General features: G+C 38.0%; 9 protein-coding genes and 1 rRNA gene. All 10 read right to left on the reverse strand.

The annotated features are described in order from the left end of the window. Window positions 1-36 precede the first annotated feature (36 nt). A 16S ribosomal RNA gene (locus tag ACWNCI_RS11890) occupies window positions 37-1553 on the reverse strand. A gap of 978 nt (window positions 1554-2531) precedes the next feature. Next, on the reverse strand, window positions 2532-2858 hold the full coding sequence (locus ACWNCI_RS11895; protein ID WP_449389494.1) for a VanZ family protein: 327 nt from the start codon (window positions 2856-2858) through the stop codon (window positions 2532-2534). Window positions 2859-2883: 25 nt separating this feature from the next. Next, entirely contained in the window at window positions 2884-3261 is a 378-nt protein-coding gene (gcvH, locus tag ACWNCI_RS11900) for a glycine cleavage system protein GcvH (protein ID WP_449388469.1), read from the reverse strand. Window positions 3262-3372: 111 nt separating this feature from the next. After that, entirely contained in the window at window positions 3373-10428 is a 7056-nt protein-coding gene (gene sov / locus ACWNCI_RS11905) for a T9SS outer membrane translocon Sov/SprA (protein WP_449389495.1), read from the reverse strand. 51 nt (window positions 10429-10479) lie between these two features. After that, window positions 10480-11064 (reverse strand): Holliday junction branch migration protein RuvA, encoded by a 585-nt coding sequence (ruvA, locus tag ACWNCI_RS11910; protein WP_449388470.1) that lies wholly within the window; start codon window positions 11062-11064, stop codon window positions 10480-10482. A 315-nt stretch (window positions 11065-11379) separates the two neighbouring features. After that, the gene (locus ACWNCI_RS11915) at window positions 11380-13674 is read right to left on the reverse strand and encodes an NADP-dependent malic enzyme (protein WP_346984103.1); all 2295 of its coding nucleotides are present in this window, start codon (window positions 13672-13674) and stop codon (window positions 11380-11382) included. A 19-nt stretch (window positions 13675-13693) separates the two neighbouring features. Beyond that, a complete protein-coding gene (locus ACWNCI_RS11920) occupies window positions 13694-14545 on the reverse strand; it encodes a BadF/BadG/BcrA/BcrD ATPase family protein (protein WP_449389496.1) in 852 nt (283 codons plus the stop codon). A 755-nt stretch (window positions 14546-15300) separates the two neighbouring features. Then, window positions 15301-16023, reverse strand: a complete 723-nt coding sequence (locus tag ACWNCI_RS11925; protein WP_449388471.1) for a hypothetical protein — start codon at window positions 16021-16023, stop codon at window positions 15301-15303. 98 nt (window positions 16024-16121) lie between these two features. After that, the gene (locus ACWNCI_RS11930; protein ID WP_449388472.1) at window positions 16122-16988 is read right to left on the reverse strand and encodes a WG repeat-containing protein; all 867 of its coding nucleotides are present in this window, start codon (window positions 16986-16988) and stop codon (window positions 16122-16124) included. 157 nt (window positions 16989-17145) lie between these two features. Next, complete coding sequence (locus ACWNCI_RS11935; RefSeq protein WP_449388473.1) at window positions 17146-17928, reverse strand: hypothetical protein; 783 nt, start codon at window positions 17926-17928, stop codon at window positions 17146-17148. Window positions 17929-17930 lie beyond the last annotated feature (2 nt).

The raw sequence follows: 17930 nt of genomic DNA on the forward strand, positions 1-17930 counted from the left end.
CGATACTTTTTTTGTTTATCGTCAATAGACGCTCTAAAATGAGATGTTCCAGCCGCACCTTCCGGTACGGCTACCTTGTTACGACTTAGCCCTAGTTACCTGTTTTACCCTAGGCAGCTCCTTTTACGGTCACCGACTTCAGGTACCCCAGACTTCCATGGCTTGACGGGCGGTGTGTACAAGGCCCGGGAACGTATTCACCGCGCCATGGCTGATGCGCGATTACTAGCGATTCCAGCTTCATAGAGTCGAGTTGCAGACTCCAATCCGAACTGAGACCGGCTTTCGAGATTCGCATCACATCGCTGTGTAGCTGCCCTCTGTACCGGCCATTGTATTACGTGTGTGGCCCAAGGCGTAAGGGCCGTGATGATTTGACGTCATCCCCACCTTCCTCTCTACTTGCGTAGGCAGTCTTACTAGAGTCCTCAACTTAATGGTAGCAACTAGTAACAGGGGTTGCGCTCGTTGCAGGACTTAACCTAACACCTCACGGCACGAGCTGACGACAACCATGCAGCACCTTGAAAATTGTCCGAAGAAAAACCCATTTCTGAGCCTGTCAATTCCCATTTAAGCCTTGGTAAGGTTCCTCGCGTATCATCGAATTAAACCACATAATCCACCGCTTGTGCGGGCCCCCGTCAATTCCTTTGAGTTTCATTCTTGCGAACGTACTCCCCAGGTGGCTAACTTATCACTTTCGCTTAGTCTCTGAACCCGAAAGCCCAAAAACGAGTTAGCATCGTTTACGGCGTGGACTACCAGGGTATCTAATCCTGTTCGCTCCCCACGCTTTCGTCCATCAGCGTCAGTTAAGACATAGTGACCTGCCTTCGCAATTGGTGTTCTAAGTAATATCTATGCATTTCACCGCTACACTACTTATTCCAGCCACTTCTACCTTACTCAAGACCCGCAGTATCAATGGCAGTTTCACAGTTAAGCTGTGAGATTTCACCACTGACTTACGGATCCGCCTACGGACCCTTTAAACCCAATAAATCCGGATAACGCTTGCACCCTCCGTATTACCGCGGCTGCTGGCACGGAGTTAGCCGGTGCTTATTCGTACAGTACCTTCAGCTATCTACACGTAGATAGGTTTATCCCTGTACAAAAGAAGTTTACAACCCATAGGGCCGTCGTCCTTCACGCGGGATGGCTGGATCAGGCGCTAACCCATTGTCCAATATTCCTCACTGCTGCCTCCCGTAGGAGTCTGGTCCGTGTCTCAGTACCAGTGTGGGGGATCACCCTCTCAGGCCCCCTAAAGATCATCGACTTGGTGAGCCGTTACCTCACCAACTATCTAATCTTGCGCGTGCCCATCTCTATCCACCTCAGTTTTCAATAATAAATGATGCCATCTATTATATTATGGAGTATTAATCTTCCTTTCGAAAGGCTATCCCCCTGATAAAGGCAGGTTGCACACGTGTTCCGCACCCGTACGCCGCTCTCAAGATCCCGAAAGATCTCTACCGCTCAGCTTGCATGTGTTAGGCCTCCCGCTAGCGTTCATCCTGAGCCAGGATCAAACTCTCCATTGTATGTTTGTTCTTGACTCACTCAAAGTTTTTTAACGCTTTAGTTTTTCCTTACTTGGTTGTTATATTGTATGTCAATGATCTTCAAATCTTCCGCTTCATACTCCGCTACTTTCTCTGTCAGTTTCACGCCGTATTTGCGAGTGCAAAAGTAATAAATTATTTCTTATCAACCAAATGTTTTTTAAAGAATTTTTAAAGTTTTTTTGACAACCCTAATCTCCATTCAAACATCCGTCAAACCTACTCCTGCGCTCCCGTTTTATCGGGACTGCAAAGATACTAATCTTTTTTATTCTCACAAATATTTTCTTAAAAAAATTCATGAACTAAATCCGACTTTTAAAAGTATCCTTATTAAATATAAAGGAGTTCTTTCTAATTTATCCGCTCTTCTTAAAAGCTCTTCTGCGCTACCTAATCAACTCTCCGTTTTTCAGTGGGGCAAAAGTAGTACTTTTATCCCCTATAATCCTAATTTACTTAACATAAAGTTTACTTTTGATTCACATTTACCCCTTAACCCACTGAATACTAAAGAGAATAATTTTAAACTAATGTTTAGCTTTTGGGGTATAGAGGATAAATGTTGGAGGATGTTAGTGTTTCGGGAGTGTGTGTATGGTTTGTTTTTGTATTTAAGCTCTCGCAGATTTTGCAGATGGCGCAGATGGTGAATTTAAATAGTAAAGGTTTTTTTTATTCTAAGAAAAGAGTTGGAGGGTTTAGATCATATGTTTTTGAGTGGTGACCGTTGAAATCAAGCACCCACAACCTAGCCCGGATAGTAGCGGATACCCCACAGCGGAGTTGGAGCGGTTGGGAAGGAATGGGTTTAGCGGTGGGGAGCATGGGAAGTTGCGGCGCGAGGAGTATGAGCGGATAGCCGGAAAAGCTCCCAGAAAATGAGTGTGATCATTGGAGGGTTGAGAAAAGTGAACGTAGGCTTATGTGGAAGCTGGTGAAGGCTTGTGAATAAGATTAGAAAAATCTTTTGACAAGTAGCTTATATGTATAGTAGCCTATGAGACAGCCGATGGTATCTGCAACAACATCCAGAGTCTCCATAGATCTGCCGAGTCTCATTTCCTGTTGGAGAATTTCTGTAAGGAAGGCATAAATCAAGATAATCTGAATGAAGTAGTAAAATTTTATTTTGGGAAATGCAGCTATGAAACAGAAACCAAGTGCCGCAAAAATGCTTAGATGCAAAACTTTATCAATTCCATTGAACATGAACCAGTATTCGTGGTTCTCTTCACCGGGTTTGAGAAGCATATAAGTAAGAAATGCCCAATAAATGGGCAGTATCTTACTCAATATTTTTGAAATTTTATCCAATGATTGCCTGATATTCTTCAGCGGAAAGTAATTCTGAATGATCTGCACCTTCAGCAACTTCTATTTTGATGATCCATCCGTTTCCATAAGGATCTGAATTTAAAAGTTCAGGTTGATCTTCAAGTTCTGAATTGAACTCAATCACTTTTCCTGAAATAGGCAAGAATAAGTCTGAAACTGTTTTTACAGCTTCTACACTTCCGAAAACCGCTCCTCCTTCCAATTCATCATCTACAGTATCAACATCTACATAAACGATATCGCCAAGCTCTCCCTGAGCGAAGTCTGTAATACCGATTGTAGCAATGTTACCCTCGATCTTAATCCATTCGTGATCTTTAGTGTACTTTAATTCTGATGGTGTGTTCATTTTTAATTTTTTATTTGGTACAAATGTATTCAAAATTCTACAAGCTTCAAATATCGGATATAAAAAATGTCCTCCAAAATTGAAGGACATTTAAATTTATTCTGATTCTCATCAGAAACCTCCTGAATCCCCGAAGGTGAACGTAGCGGAAATCCCTGCTCTTATGGTTGACAGCGGGAATGCTGTTGAGATTTTGTATTTCGAAGTCATCTGTTCATAGAACACTCTAAGATTCAGATTTTCTGATACATTATAGTCTGCAGATATTTTAATATTCATCAGTCTTTGCCCTCCGGTAACCTGTGAGTCATCCAGCAGGATGTTGGTGATACTGGTTCGGCTGTCTCTTAAGGAGAAATCTCCTCTAATATTGAGATCGCTTCCTTTGGCTTTTCCTCTTCCTCCTGTGTTGGCCATTCCCAGTCTGAAGTTTCTGATGATATATCCAACTCTCACCACATATTCGCTGTTTGAGTCTTCGGTTAACGTATGATTCACCAATCCTAGCAATAATGTCCTTAATCTGTTGTACTGGATACCGAACTGCATGTTATTTCTCATCGTCATATCTACTCCGATCAATGGTGAGAAGTTTTCTACGTATCCCACCTGAGCAAATGTAAATGGATTGATATAATCATCATTGATGTCTCTCTGGGTTGCATTAAAATTATTAAGTGAATTAAAATAATCTATACTCGACTGAACTCCCGTAGCTGTGTAGGTCGCCTGATAAGCATGAAGAAGATCAAACTTGGAAAACTGACCATTAATAATCGGGACATTTCTTAATCCTGAATACGTGATCTTCCAGTTAGGAATCGGAAATCCGGCTTTTTTAGGATTATCCATCATTTTCGGAGATTTACCTTCTACGGCGGCCCTGAACGCAGGAATCAGAATATAAGCATTTGATATTCCGTAGCCGTCTTTGAAACCGTTTGGTTCCAGGGCGCCCGGCATTTGTTGTGATAAAATCATTGCATTTTCCCGTATTGCCTGATAGATTGCAGCACCATCTTTAAATGCTGTTTTAAGTAACACCACAGAATTGGAATAGGTAACCATATCATTGGCAAATGTATAGTTAGGATCAGCAATTCCCGTATTCGAATCTCTATAATTAAATCCGGTATGGGTAAAGTTTCTGTTGTAATTATGAAGAGCGCTGATATCAATTCTAAGGTCATTCATTGGCATTATCTGAAGATTTGCACGAAGCTCTCTTGTTGACATCCGGACATAAGGATCAGTCATGAACTCCGAGTCACTTACCCAGCCATTCTCCATCACTGTTCTTCTGATATCTGCCTGTGAACCGAAAAGGAATCCGATCGTAGGGCCACCTAATGTCTGCCCATATCCATACCAGTTCGGCGCAGAAAGCAATCCCGGAAGTACGGTACCATTGTTTTCGGAATAGTTGATGTCTAACTGCTTCATTGACGTTAATAAATATGCCATGCTCTGAAGCGGAGTAAGCCTGTTTTTAAATTTGTATTTTTTATAGGCGTATTTGTTTTTCTCCCATTGCTGGGTATAAGCATTGTTTAACGAATCGACTTCCTGTTTACGTTTCTGAAGTTTTGCTGAAATATTTTTAAAATATTTAAACTGACCGAAGAACTTCGTAAAGTCTGCTGTTGCAGTAGCCTGAATTACATTGGTATTCTGCCCGACCGATCCAAGACTTCCATCCGGACTTGATAAAAGAACGGTGGATCTTGCATTCCAATTGTAGGTAAATCCGTACCCTAGTTCTGCATCAATGAAATCTAAATAGGGAAGATACTGGAACGGCAGTTTATAATTTAACTGAACTCTGTGATTATACAATACAGGTCTTCCGGCTCTGAACACATTTCCAAAGATCGATTTGTTATTCATTGTATTAACATCCACATTATCATTCAATGTTCTCGTGGCCGAGTTGATTTCCAGTTTTAATGATTTAGTGAAATTAAACCCTAAGCCGTACTGCCATCCAAAGTAGAAATTTCTGTTTTTGATTGCCCCGAAGTCATCATTATAGTTTCCATTTAAAATGGCATCAATATTACGGAACTCCAGTTCATTATAATTTCTGTCAATCTCAGTTCTGAAAGAGAATCTTGTCGGTACGGGATTAAAGTTAAATTCTTTTACCCATTTCAGATATTTTGTGGATTTAGCCGTATCACTGATCATTTTATTGAAAGGACGGATTACCCACGGTTTGAAAGTGTAGTTGTAATCCACATATCCTCTCAAATACTGTCTGTAGTTTCTTTTGGTATAAATATCTCTGTAAAAGTCATCGTTATAAACGGCAGTCACAGAAATATTTTCAACATCATAGAATTTTGGCTTTCTATTTTGATTTACTCTTTCTTTGTGCATATTTACAACCCCGATGCTTCTCTGTTGAGTGTATGTTCGTGCTACTTTTTTAAGTTCGTCCCTGTTGGCAGCTTTCTTAAATTCAACATCAGTATCCAGAGGATTATATTTAGGATCTTCGATGGTTTGCGAATATGAGTAGTTCAATGGGATTTTCACCCCAGTTTTTTCAGGTAAGAATTTATCAACATTAACGGCTGTATTGATACTGAAAGCAGACTGTGTAGACTGGTTTCTTTCTGCCGGCTTAGAATCAATATTTCCGAATCCTACGGACGTGTAGGATGCACTTGTATTTACCGTGGCAAAATCTCCAAGATTAAAGTTTAAACTTGCATTTCCTGCGTAGCCTCCGTCGTTTTCGATTTCAGAAAGACGGATTTCGTTTACCCAAAGGATTCTGTCTATAGAAACAGCCCCTAATTCTCCTCTCTCATAACCATTTCTAATACCAATCATTATAGTGGTGACATTTCCTAAGCTAGGACGTCCCTTGATATATAATTTCTTATAAGTTCCTCCTTCATCAAATAAAGGATCCATAATTCTTTTGTTGATATCGCCAGGATTATTTTTATCTCTTCTTATTTTAGCATCTACAAAATCCTGAATATTCAAATCCACATCATTTTCCGTCGGCCAGATTTCCAATGGTGCGGTTGCTGTAGTTGGTGTCATTTTCAAGGCAGACTCATACTCATAGTAGTTGTCTGTAGCATCATTTCCAAAACGGATGAAGAATTTTGTATTCTTATCAAGGCCCTGAACCCTGTTGGTAGGATCTTGTGCATGAACAAAAAGCTTCAGTTTTTTATATCTTCTCATATCGAGGCTGGTATTTTTAAATACTCCTTTTGCCTCGGTAGCAGCTAATTCTTTAACTTTTAAATATAAAGAAGCTTCGTTTTGTCTTTGTGCCCCTGCATTTCCACTAAGAATCTGTCTGTCGATTCCCGGAGGCAATACATAAGGAGGCTGATTTAACGCATTTTCTTCAATATTTACACTTCCTACTTCAAGATTACCAATAGTAACATCATCAGTTGAACCCTCATTTGTAGCCGGATCTGCTGTAGTATTACTTCCGAAGACGGCAACATTTTTAGGGTATTTTCTCCAGTCTGATCTTACAAGATCCATTGTTCCGAATCTTAATGTAGAAGTCTGATCAAATCCTGTCAATAATAATCTTGCAAATCTTACATTATTTAAAATTGAAGCATCATGATCTCCCGCAGTGGTCACATATTGTGAAACCGGAACTCTAAATAAATACCATTTTACCTGAGAAGTCTGCCCGTTCTGGAATTGTGCCTGAACTGTTTTAACATCAACGATATTATTTTGTCCCAATGCCAAACTCCCCTGATCCAGTTTTACTTCATACTGATTGTAGCTTTCGCTCTGATCTAAGTTATAATCTTTATTAATATCTTCAGAATCCGGAGTCTGCGTAGCAACCTCCAGAGAGTTGCTCTGTGAATTTCCTTCCGGCCCTCTGAAATATTTATAACGCTGTACTACTGAAGCTGCCTGATTTCCTGTAAATTTATTAGACATATAAAATACGAAATCATCTACAGCAGGATCCGACACATTGGTAACCGGATTGACAAATGTATTTCCAAACAAGGCAGCTTCCTGATCTGAACCTAACCCATCATATCCTAAATCCTGAGCAGTTCTATCTGCACCTTCGCTTGAGAAAGCATACAAAATCGGCGGTTGCTTAGGCTGTGTTCCCCAGTTTGAAGTTGTAGTAACAGAAGGCGCCGAAGGCGTAGGCAATCCATTTTCATATTGCATTTGTCCATCTTTCAGGATATCTTCGGACACGTTTCCTAACTGTAATAAAAGTTTTGGATTTGTACCTAAAGTATTTCCATCTGCATAAGGATCCATCATCCAGAATTCTACATATTCAATATTGGAACTTACAAAATTGGAAACTGAGATCGGTCTCATAATACCCGCCCATCTTTGCGCTGTACTTTCTGCAACAGGATTAGCATTATAAGGTCCCTTTTCTGCCGGATAATATGAAATATCAAAAGTATTGGTATAGGTCTGCTCGCCGGCTACAAAATCTCTGTTATTGAAAATCTCAGAAAACTGAACTCTTCTGGAAGCATGGTTAGAAACCGACTGAGGAGTAATACCGTTGGGTGCCTTACCTCCTACTCCCCAGAACCTAGGATCGATATTATACCAGGATAAAAGACCTCTTCCGTAACCTTCTCTAATGTCATTATTTTTACCTGCTCCCGCAAAAAGTTGATCAGATTGGTTTTTTTCAGGTTTTGAAGCCAGACTCCACGCTGTTGGTTCTTTTAAAGTAATCTTTGAAGTAGTCTGCTCGAAATCGTCGATATAAGACTGGTCATTAATTCCTTTATTTAGACCCGGAAGTAAATAAGCAGTCTCCATTTTGAAATTTAAATTGGAAGGTGCTTCCGTATTTACAAACGGAATTTTATCCGTTAATCTTGTCAGAAACGGCAACTGATTGTTGTACATCAAATTGATTCCTGCCATGGTATTGTTGACGGCTTCCTGTCCGTAATTTACCTTTTGGGTAAGTGGTGACTCAGAATAATTAACAACCGTTGCCCCTAAAATAAAGTTTTCATTAAATCTTCTTTCTAAATTTAATCCTAAGAAACGCTTTCTCTGGGTATTGAACGTAAGCTGATTTTCTAATGAAATATTAATAGCCTGACCGGATTGTTTCACCTGTTCATTAATGATGGTCACAGTACCCAGCATATAATCTACGGTATAGTCGATCCCTTCTGTCAGCTGAACACCATTTGCAGAGACTTTTACAGAACCTTGAGGAACGTTTACGGCTCCTAAAGATATTCCCTGTCCCTGCGTTCCTTTATAACGCCCTTCAATGGTATATCTCTGGGCGAGGTTACTGGATATGGCAACCTGCTTTTGCTGGCTGTACAGATCCGAGAAAACATACTGCGGATCATTACTTCCGATCACCGACTGAATATAATTACCAAACGGCTGTGCTTTTGTAAAGATCACCCTTCCGGTTTCCGGTCTGATGGTAATTCCGTTGACAAAGTCGAAAATTCCGTCTCCTGTTGTATTTCCATTGGATTGTAAGTCACCGTTGGCATTGAGTCGGTCCCAATTCAGTAATTTGATTAAAGGAACATTGTTTACCTGAGGATTATTGGCCACAGGAAGATAATTTAATTTACCTCCGGACTGCGGATCCCTGTATAAAACATTCAGCATAAACCCATCCTGAATGACCTGTCCGGCATCCAGAGAATAGATATTTTTCATCATCAGATCCCACATCGGAGAGGAAGTCTTTACAGTGGTATTCGGCTTTAAAAGTTTTGCCACCAACACCGTACTTTCTTCGGAGAATTCCCCGACTTTGTACACCTGGTTGCTTCCGTTTACCGTATATGAGAATGAAACTGCCAAAAGCTGATTGTCATTCAATTTCTGATTCAATGAAATATACCCTAATTGTGGCTGAAGGATGTATTCGTTGGTATTTAATCTTCTTGCTTTTTTATTAAAGATAAACTCTTCTCCGTCCTGATATGTTGCTGTCCCGCCGGATGCAACAGGGAGATTAGCACCTTTGATAGCATTGTAAGCCGTGCTGGCATCCCTTAATCCCGGTAATGCGTTCACTGCAGAGTAAAGATTAAATCCGGACTGGTCGTTATTTGGAAGTACTCCCGGAGCGTCTCCAAGGTCCCTAACCCCAACGATACTTTTCTGATATTGTAAGTTAGTATTTCCCTGATCCAGTACCCAAACTTCCATTCTGGTGATGCTGATCTTCGAATTGATCTGAGGATAATTTAGCAAAGAATTATCATAGTTGTTAAGAAAATAATGTCCTACGAAGTAATGCTGATTATCTTCATAATCAATAGCATTCAGCTTAAATGTATTCATTACACCGCCACCCTGAACGGTAATATTCCTGGATTCACCCTGTTGCTGAGATAACACAACGGTTCCATAAGTTTTTCCTAACTGGAATTCTGTCTTTACTCCAAATAATGACTGCGATCCACGGATCAGACTGGTTGAAAGCGGCATATTTACGTTACCGAATTCTACTCTTTTGATGATCTTGTCTTCGCCACCGGCGCTTGGTTTATCAACATCCTGAAGCCCTTTCTGCTGAAGATCTTTCCAGCTTCCTTTGGCCTGCCATACGAGGTTCATCCTGTTTTCAAAAGCGAAACCGCTTTGTGTATCATAATTGGCCTTCAACTGAAGATTTTCTCCCACTTTTCCTAATAAACCCAGCTGAATTCTCTGATCTATATCAAACGTAAAACTTTTCCTGTTTTGAGGTAAAATCAATGGGTTGTCAATCTTCTGGTAAAGTCCCGCAAAGTCGAAAGAAACATATCCTGTCGGAATAATTTCAATTTTATTGCTTCCGAAAAGCGTTTCAAAAAGCCTGTTGTTGATGGTAAGAGAAGGAATTAATCCTTTTCTGGCAGCATCACTTTTATCTTTTCTGAACATCAAACTGTAACGGTCTGATTTTTCCTTATAGTAAGCTCTCGTCTGCTCCGCCATCATAAATTCTTTATAATCTTCGGGCGACATGGCTGTAGGAGGTCCGGTAATAGTATTTCCGATCTTCGGATATACGTAATACATACCGCTTTTTATATCATAATAGGCTTCATACTGTGTAGGATCTGCCAGCTGATAGTCTTTTTTTATTATTGCTGTGTCGCGAACCGCCGGTCTCTGCTGTGCAAACGTCATTACTGACATGCACATGAACGACAGGAACAGGAATATATTGAAATACTTAATATTTGCCACCAAATGTTAAATGTTTTTTAAAATTTGTTTTACCAACTCTTCGATTGAAATCTCCGGATTTTGCTTTATGATGCTGTCTGCAAGCTTCTCACTCATCCTTTTAGGAATACCCAAAACTTCTAATGCAGATAACGATTCTTCCTTCACTTTATTATTCGCCAGCGTAGAAATATTTTCCTCCGGATTACTGAATTTCTGGACTTTATCTTTAAGATCTACTATAATTCTTTCGGCTGTTTTGGCACCAATCCCCTTAGCTTTCTGAATCAATGCACTGTTCCTTGAAAGAATGGCTGAAGCGATCTCATCAAGGGCTAAAGTAGATAGTAAAATGAGGGCAGATACCGCCCCCACTCCATTAACGCTTATTAACAGATTGAACATCTCTTTTTCTGATCTGGTTTTAAATCCGAAAAGCAAATGAGCATCTTCCCTGATGATCTGCTGAATAAAAAGAACGGTTTCCTGATTGGTGGTAAGGGTTTGCGAGGTCATTAAACTAATACCTACATAGTAACCAACTCCCTGGACGTTGATCACTGCGTAAGTAGGCGTAAGTTCCTGAACAATGCCTTGTAGTGAAAATATCATTATTAATTTTTAAAACTCCCAAATATAGCAAATTAAACTAATTAATGTTTTCATTTCATAGACGAATGATTTTTAACTTAATTTTTAATTTGAATTTTAAAGATATGCCACAAAAACAAAAGACTTGAAAAACATCATCCGGCACAGATTTTAAATTCATCCTGATGAATTAAGAAAATCATCAGGATAAATCCGGGAAATTATCAGGATAAATTCCAAAAGTTATCAGGATAATATTTTCGGACTATATATAAAAAAAACAAAGACTCCGGAAATGAAGTCTTTGTTTTACTATTTGGGAAATATATTGTAAGTCTATTTCTTGTCTTTAATTTCCCTTCTCTGGGCATCCAGAACAGCTATAGTTGCCAGATTCACAATTTCATCAACGCTTGAACGCATCTGGAGTACGTGAACAGGCTGTTTTAATCCCATTAAAACAGGTCCTATCACCTGTGCCAGTTTCATTCCTCTGAGGATTTTGTAAGAAAGATTGGCACTTTCAAGATTCGGGAAGATGAAAGTATTGGCCGGTGTATTTCCTAATTTTGAGAACGGATAATCACTCAGGTGATCGGAATCCATTGCGAAATCCGGTTGTATTTCTCCGTCAACAATCATTTTAGGATACTTTTCGTGAAGGATACTCACTGCTTTTGCCACTTTTTTAGAAGTTTCAGAAATCGCAGCAAAGTTTTCAAATCCCAGCATGGCGATTCTTGGCTCGATCGCAAAAGATTTTACCGTTAACTCTGCCATTTTAGCAATATTCACAAGATCTTCGGCGGTAGGATTCTGATTGATGGAAGTATCTGCAAAGAAAATCGGTTTCTTCTCAGATAAGATCATCATCATTGCGGCTACTTTATCAACGCCTTTATCTTTTTCGATCACTTCTAAAACCGGTCTTAATGTAGACACATAGTTTTTGGAGAAACCAACGATCAATCCGTCGGTATCACCATGTCTCAGCATCAAAGGGCCGAAATAATCTCTCTGACGAACGAATCTTTTGGCTTTATATTCGTTCATGCCTTTTCTCTGGCGAAGTTTCCACAGCGTTTCTCTGTATCTTTTTCTGTTTTCCTTCTGGTCGTCATCACTTGGGTCAATAATCGGAACATCAAGGGTAATTCCAAAACGCTCCATCTGTTCTTTGATGTATTTTTTGCTTCCTAAAAGGCTTGGGTAAGCAATTCCTTCTTCATAAAGGATCTGTGCAGCTTTCAGTACGTTGTACTCTTCAGCATTCCCTAAAGTAATTCTCTTAGGGTTTGCTTTTGCACGGTTCTGCATCATTCTCACCAGCTTTTCATCTCTTCCCATTCTGTCGAGAAGACTGTTTTCGTATTCGTCGAAGTCTGTGATGATCTTTCTCGCTACTCCACTTTCTACTGCAGCTTTTGCTACGGCACTTGAAACCTTTGTAATCAAACGGTTGTCAAACGGTTTCGGGATAAAATATTCTCTTCCGAACTGAAGATTCTGAAGATTATACGCTAAAATTACCGCTTCAGGTACCGGTTCTTTGGCAAGATCGGCAATCGCATGAACAGCAGCCAGCTTCATTTCTTCATTAATAGTTTTTGCCTGCACATCCAATGCTCCACGGAAGATATATGGGAAACCAAGAACGTTGTTTACCTGGTTAGGATAATCACTTCTTCCCGTTGCCATGATCACATCTTTTCGTGTTTCAATGGCAAGATCATAGGCAATTTCCGGATCCGGGTTGGCTAATGCAAATACGATAGGATTTTCGTTCATGCTTGAAAGCATGGAAGGAGTCATCACATTTCCTTTAGATAATCCTACAAAAACATCCGATCCTTTTACGGCATCTTCCAGGGTATCGATATCGGTTTGGGCGATAAAATCAAGCTTTTCAGAGGTAAGGTTTTCTCTTCTCTGGTTGATCACTCCTTTACTGTCACACATCATTACGTTTTCTCTTTTTAACCCTAAAGAAATATAAAGGTTGGTACAGGCAATCGCGGCGGCTCCTGCTCCGTTTACCACCATTTTTACTTCTTCGATCTTTTTATTGGCTATTTTTAAAGAGTTGATTAATGCTGCAGCAGAAATGATGGCTGTTCCGTGCTGATCGTCGTGCATTAAAGGAATATCCAGCTCTTCTTTTAATCTCTGCTCGATATAAAATGCTTCCGGGGCTTTAATATCTTCAAGGTTGATTCCTCCGAAAGTAGGGGCAATTCCTTTTACAATATCAATGAATTTATCAGGATCTTTTTCATCGATCTCGATATCAAAAACATTGATGTCTGCGAAAATTTTGAACAAAAGACCTTTCCCTTCCATTACCGGCTTTGAAGCCTCTGCACCGATATCTCCCAAACCGAGAACCGCTGTACCGTTGGAAATAACAGCTACCAGATTTCCTTTTCCTGTGTAATCGTAAACGGTTTCCGGCTTATGGTGAATTTCCATACAAGGAACTGCAACTCCCGGCGAATAGGCCAATGACAGGTCTCTCTGAGAAGAGTGCGGTTTTGAAGGAATCACTTCGATTTTTCCTTTAGGTTCGGCTTTATGGTAATCTAACGCGGCCTGATTAAAGTTCTTTTCGTCGCGGTGGTTTTTACTTGACATATAGAATTTTGTTTTTTGATTATAATATATATTGAATGTGGTAACTGACTAAACTTTCGATAGGTTTCTGTACAATCTGTCCCACATTTAAATTGAGTTCTGCCGCTGCTGCACGCAGAATATCTTCATAGTAATAGGCAATGGAGCCAATGAAATTGATTTCGGCTTCTCCTGATTCTTTGTAGGGAATCACCTGATAGTCGAAGAAATTAAGCATTTCTTCATGTACCATTTTTTTCAGGTACGGATGTTCTTTTCTTTCTACCACAAATTTATTGAAATCTGCAAGAAAGGCATTAGGCCGGGTGGTATGGTACATGTTTTTCAGCACTTCATCCAGGGTGAGGTTATACGTTTGCTCAAATTCGGATGAAAGATCTTCAGGAAGTTTCTGCATAAAGAATCTACGCACCAATTGTTTCCCGATGGCGCTTCCGCTTCCTTCATCACCGACAAGGAAACCTAGTGACGGTAATTGGATTTTTATGTTTTTGCCATCAAAATAGCATGAATTTGAACCTGTTCCTAAAATGCAGACGATGGCAGGCTTTCCTCTATACGCGGCATACGCTGCTGCCGTTAGATCTTCTTTTACAATGATTTCTGCATCGGTAAATACTCTTCCCAATTCTTCAATAATAGTGTCACAGTTCTGCTGTACCCCACATCCTGAACCATAAAAGTATATTTTCCGGATGGAATTTTTAACGGAGGTGATGCTTGTATTTTTTTCAATTTCGGGAACGATAAGTTCTCTGCTGATAAAGTTCGGGTTGAAGCCAATGGTTTCTGTTTTCAGGAAGATTTGTTTAAAATCGTCCAGAATCACCCAATCTGATTTTGTAGAACCACTATCAACAATAGCAACCATATTTTCCATTTTAGTTTAAGGATGCTAAATTATGAATTTATCTTGTAAGATGTGGGATAATTGACATGACATATGTGTTGTTTTTGGTCTGCAGAGTTCTTATGTATTTTGAATAATGAAGGAAATTGTTGAGAGTATGCGTGTTTTAGTTTGGCGGAAGGCTTATCTATTTTGGACGGTGTTATAAAGATTCCGGACGATGCTTTATCTATTTGAGACAAAGCCTTATATACCCTGGACAAGGCAATATATATTCCGGACAAGGTCTTATATATCCTGGACAATGCCTTATCTATTTTGGACGGAGCCTTATCTACTTTTGACTAAGCTTCATGTATTCTGGACAAAGCTTTATTTATTTTTTCAAAGGATAAAATTTGCTTTTAATTATCGCAAAGGTAGACAAAGCTTTTTTTAATAAACTATTTTATTAAGGTAAACAAAGGCACTTCGTTTATGGAAGTAATACAAGGAGCTAGTGCTTGAGCATATTTTAAACCATTAAGATTATTTAAGGAGCTAAGATATATTAAGAATATCAAGATATTTTATAAGTGCAGATGTTTTTACTTAAATTTTATTGTTAAAACTTTCGAGGATTTTTCTAGCGGCAATGAGTTTTCTAATACTATGCATAGATTTCTACGGAGATGACAAACAGATTGATAATGACGGAAGATTTAAAATATAAAAAAACTAAAGTAGGTTTTTATATAAAAAGAGCTTACATAAAAATTATATAAGCTCTTATCGTTTTAACGTTTTTTGAATTTTATTTTGGAGATAGCTTTGTATTCGGGGGAGTGGCTGTCGAGAATGGTAAATAGATAGTCTTTTGCTTTGTTGAAGATATCTATAAGATTATCATCTGCGTTATAGACCGTCTGATTTCTCAAACTCCTGGCAGCATTTAAAGGAATAAAGGCATCTGTAACAGCTTGCGTTGCCTGAAACATTTCATTTTTCTCCTGCTGTAATGTTAAGACCTGATATTCTGTTTCGTTGGGATTGTAATTGGGCGTATTCTGAAGAAGTGATATGAGCTGATCGTAATTGTTGGTTCTGAAATCATAGCTCATCTGCGAAACGGAGTTTTGTTTCTGCTCTTCTTCCGCATCTGTTGTTGCTACGGGTTTTACTTTTCTTATGCCTTTGAGCTTTCTGGCAATGGTCATAAAGTCTTCGAGCTGAGCCTGCGTCACTCCTTCCGTTACTTTATACATTTTGCGAAGCTTGGTGATTTTCTTACTTATGGGAGCAAAGGTTTTTTCGCGATGGTCTACGGCTAAAGAATAAGGTGCTACGGAATTATTTACGGTTTCCTGACTTGCAAAAGCGGAACTATAAATATTATGAAGATTGGCGAGTGATAATTTCTGATTAGAAGGATTGTATTTTGCCCCCAAATCGGCAATGTGAGAACATAATAGGTTGGCGTTTGCAATGTTTTTTGCATGCCCTGTTTCATTTTTTGACATATATGTGTTTTTTAAACTGTGGTAAATTTAGAAAAAATTTTGGTTTGAAGATAAAACCGCAGAAAGTTTTTTACGCTTTTTTAATTTGTGAAAAATCTCTAATTCATACTATTAAGAATTTTTTTCACATCTTCATATGAATCTTTAGGCTGTACTATTACTTTTCCTTTTTTATTTATAGCCAACCATTTTTTATTTAAGGTAACAACTGATAACCCATTAATAAATTCATTGCAATAATTATATTTGATAGGAATTACGACTTCACCTAATTCATTAATAAATCCATATTTATCTCCTATTCTAGCCTTCGCTAAGCCATCATGAAAATCTCCAAATACCATATAAATGAACTTGGTCAATGCAATACCTTTATAATTGAACAATGCCTGTAAATTATCTTTTTCTGCAACAATTAAATTATCATTTAAAAATATAATTTGATCATATATACATGAAATAACCTCTTTCCCATCAAGATCAAACAAGCCATATAAACTTTTTACTGATCGTAGATCTCCTGAATCATTTGACTTTAAAATTGTGTCAACATTTTTAGTAACCTTATAGAAGTTTTTATTTTTTTGTATATAATAAAAGCTTCCTGGAATTATTATTTTTAAATTTTTATCTATAATCCCCATATTATATTCTCCAAAATATTTTGCATGATATCCAAATAAGAAATGATCATTTTCTATATATTGAAGAAGATTGTATTTAAAGGGAATAATTACATTATTTTTTTTATCAATAATTCCTGCGGAATCATTTTTATAAACGACAGCATAGTTATTCATGAATTTTTTCGCAAATTGGTATTGGGGTTTTATTACAATACTATCCATTTTATCTTTATATCCCCACAATGTATCCTGATTAAAAACAGTCAATTCTTGGCTTTTTAAAATTAATGGCAAAAGCAGAAGAAATAATGATATAAGTAGGAGCTTATTTCTCTTCATAAATCCATTTTTTAAAAAAATAATAAATTATACTCGAAAAAGTAAATATTATTAATATTGATCACCAATACCAGTATCATAAAAAAAGTCCTTTCTTTCATATAAAAACTTGTAAGCATTTTAAATTGAGCCGTTCATTTCCACTATCAATATATTTTTAATTCATTTCATGCAAAATTATTTTTCTGATCATTCCCGGACTTTGAGAACTTTTCTCTTCTATATATAAAGGATAATATTTCTCTAAAATTTCGCGTACCTTAAAAGCAGGGTGATAAATGGATTTTATTTCTTCTGCTACCCACATATCCGCTTCTATTTTGTATATATCATCAGGAATTTTTTCTCCATTATCTTCCTTTTGATGTTCTATAATCCGAGAGTAGCTACATTTTATTCTGAAACATTCTACTCCTTGAATACTTTTCCTATCCTTTCGAAATTCTTTTATTTTTAAACTTTTTATTTTATCAAAAATATAAGAATACTGATCTATTCCATCATATGGATAACGATAATATTCTTTTTCTTTCGAAAGATCCATAAATACAGGAAGTGATAGTGTGTCACCATTTTCTTTTGCTTCCCATCGCTTCCATATGCTTTTGTCGATATTTTTATAATGATACACTATAATGGATTTGTCCAATTCATTTTGAGACATAGAATTCACTAAGCTATCCACTAAGTATCTGTTTGTTTCGCTTATTTTTTCAGAACTTCTACCTGTTAAAGATTGTGTAAAATCCACCGTTTTATTCTCCAACTGGGTAATTATTTCTCTCTGTCCTTTTTTATATTCTTCTAAATTAGTGATTGAATCTTTTTGGGTGAAAGAGATGCTTTTAAAGCTATCCTGCTTTTGTGAAAACAAATAGAAAGGAAAGAGCACAAAAAGTATAAAAAATTTGTTAAAAATCACTTTAGCTATATCTTTCATAA

Source organism: Chryseobacterium lineare, from assembly GCF_977014045.1.

Bases quoted from the DNA above. Each gene is read 5' to 3' on its own strand.
- gcvH (WP_449388469.1), bottom strand. From the start codon at position 3,261: ATGAACACACCATCAGAATTAAAGTACACTAAAGATCACGAATGGATT.
- ruvA (WP_449388470.1), bottom strand. From the start codon at position 11,064: ATGATATTTTCACTACAAGGCATTGTTCAGGAACTTACGCCTACTTAC.
- sov (WP_449389495.1), bottom strand. From the start codon at position 10,428: ATGTGCATGTCAGTAATGACGTTTGCACAGCAGAGACCGGCGGTTCGC.
- ACWNCI_RS11930 (WP_449388472.1), bottom strand. From the start codon at position 16,988: ATGAAGAGAAATAAGCTCCTACTTATATCATTATTTCTTCTGCTTTTG.
- ACWNCI_RS11935 (WP_449388473.1), bottom strand. From the start codon at position 17,928: ATGAAAGATATAGCTAAAGTGATTTTTAACAAATTTTTTATACTTTTT.
- ACWNCI_RS11925 (WP_449388471.1), bottom strand. From the start codon at position 16,023: ATGTCAAAAAATGAAACAGGGCATGCAAAAAACATTGCAAACGCCAAC.
- ACWNCI_RS11920 (WP_449389496.1), bottom strand. From the start codon at position 14,545: ATGGTTGCTATTGTTGATAGTGGTTCTACAAAATCAGATTGGGTGATT.
- ACWNCI_RS11915 (WP_346984103.1), bottom strand. From the start codon at position 13,674: ATGTCAAGTAAAAACCACCGCGACGAAAAGAACTTTAATCAGGCCGCG.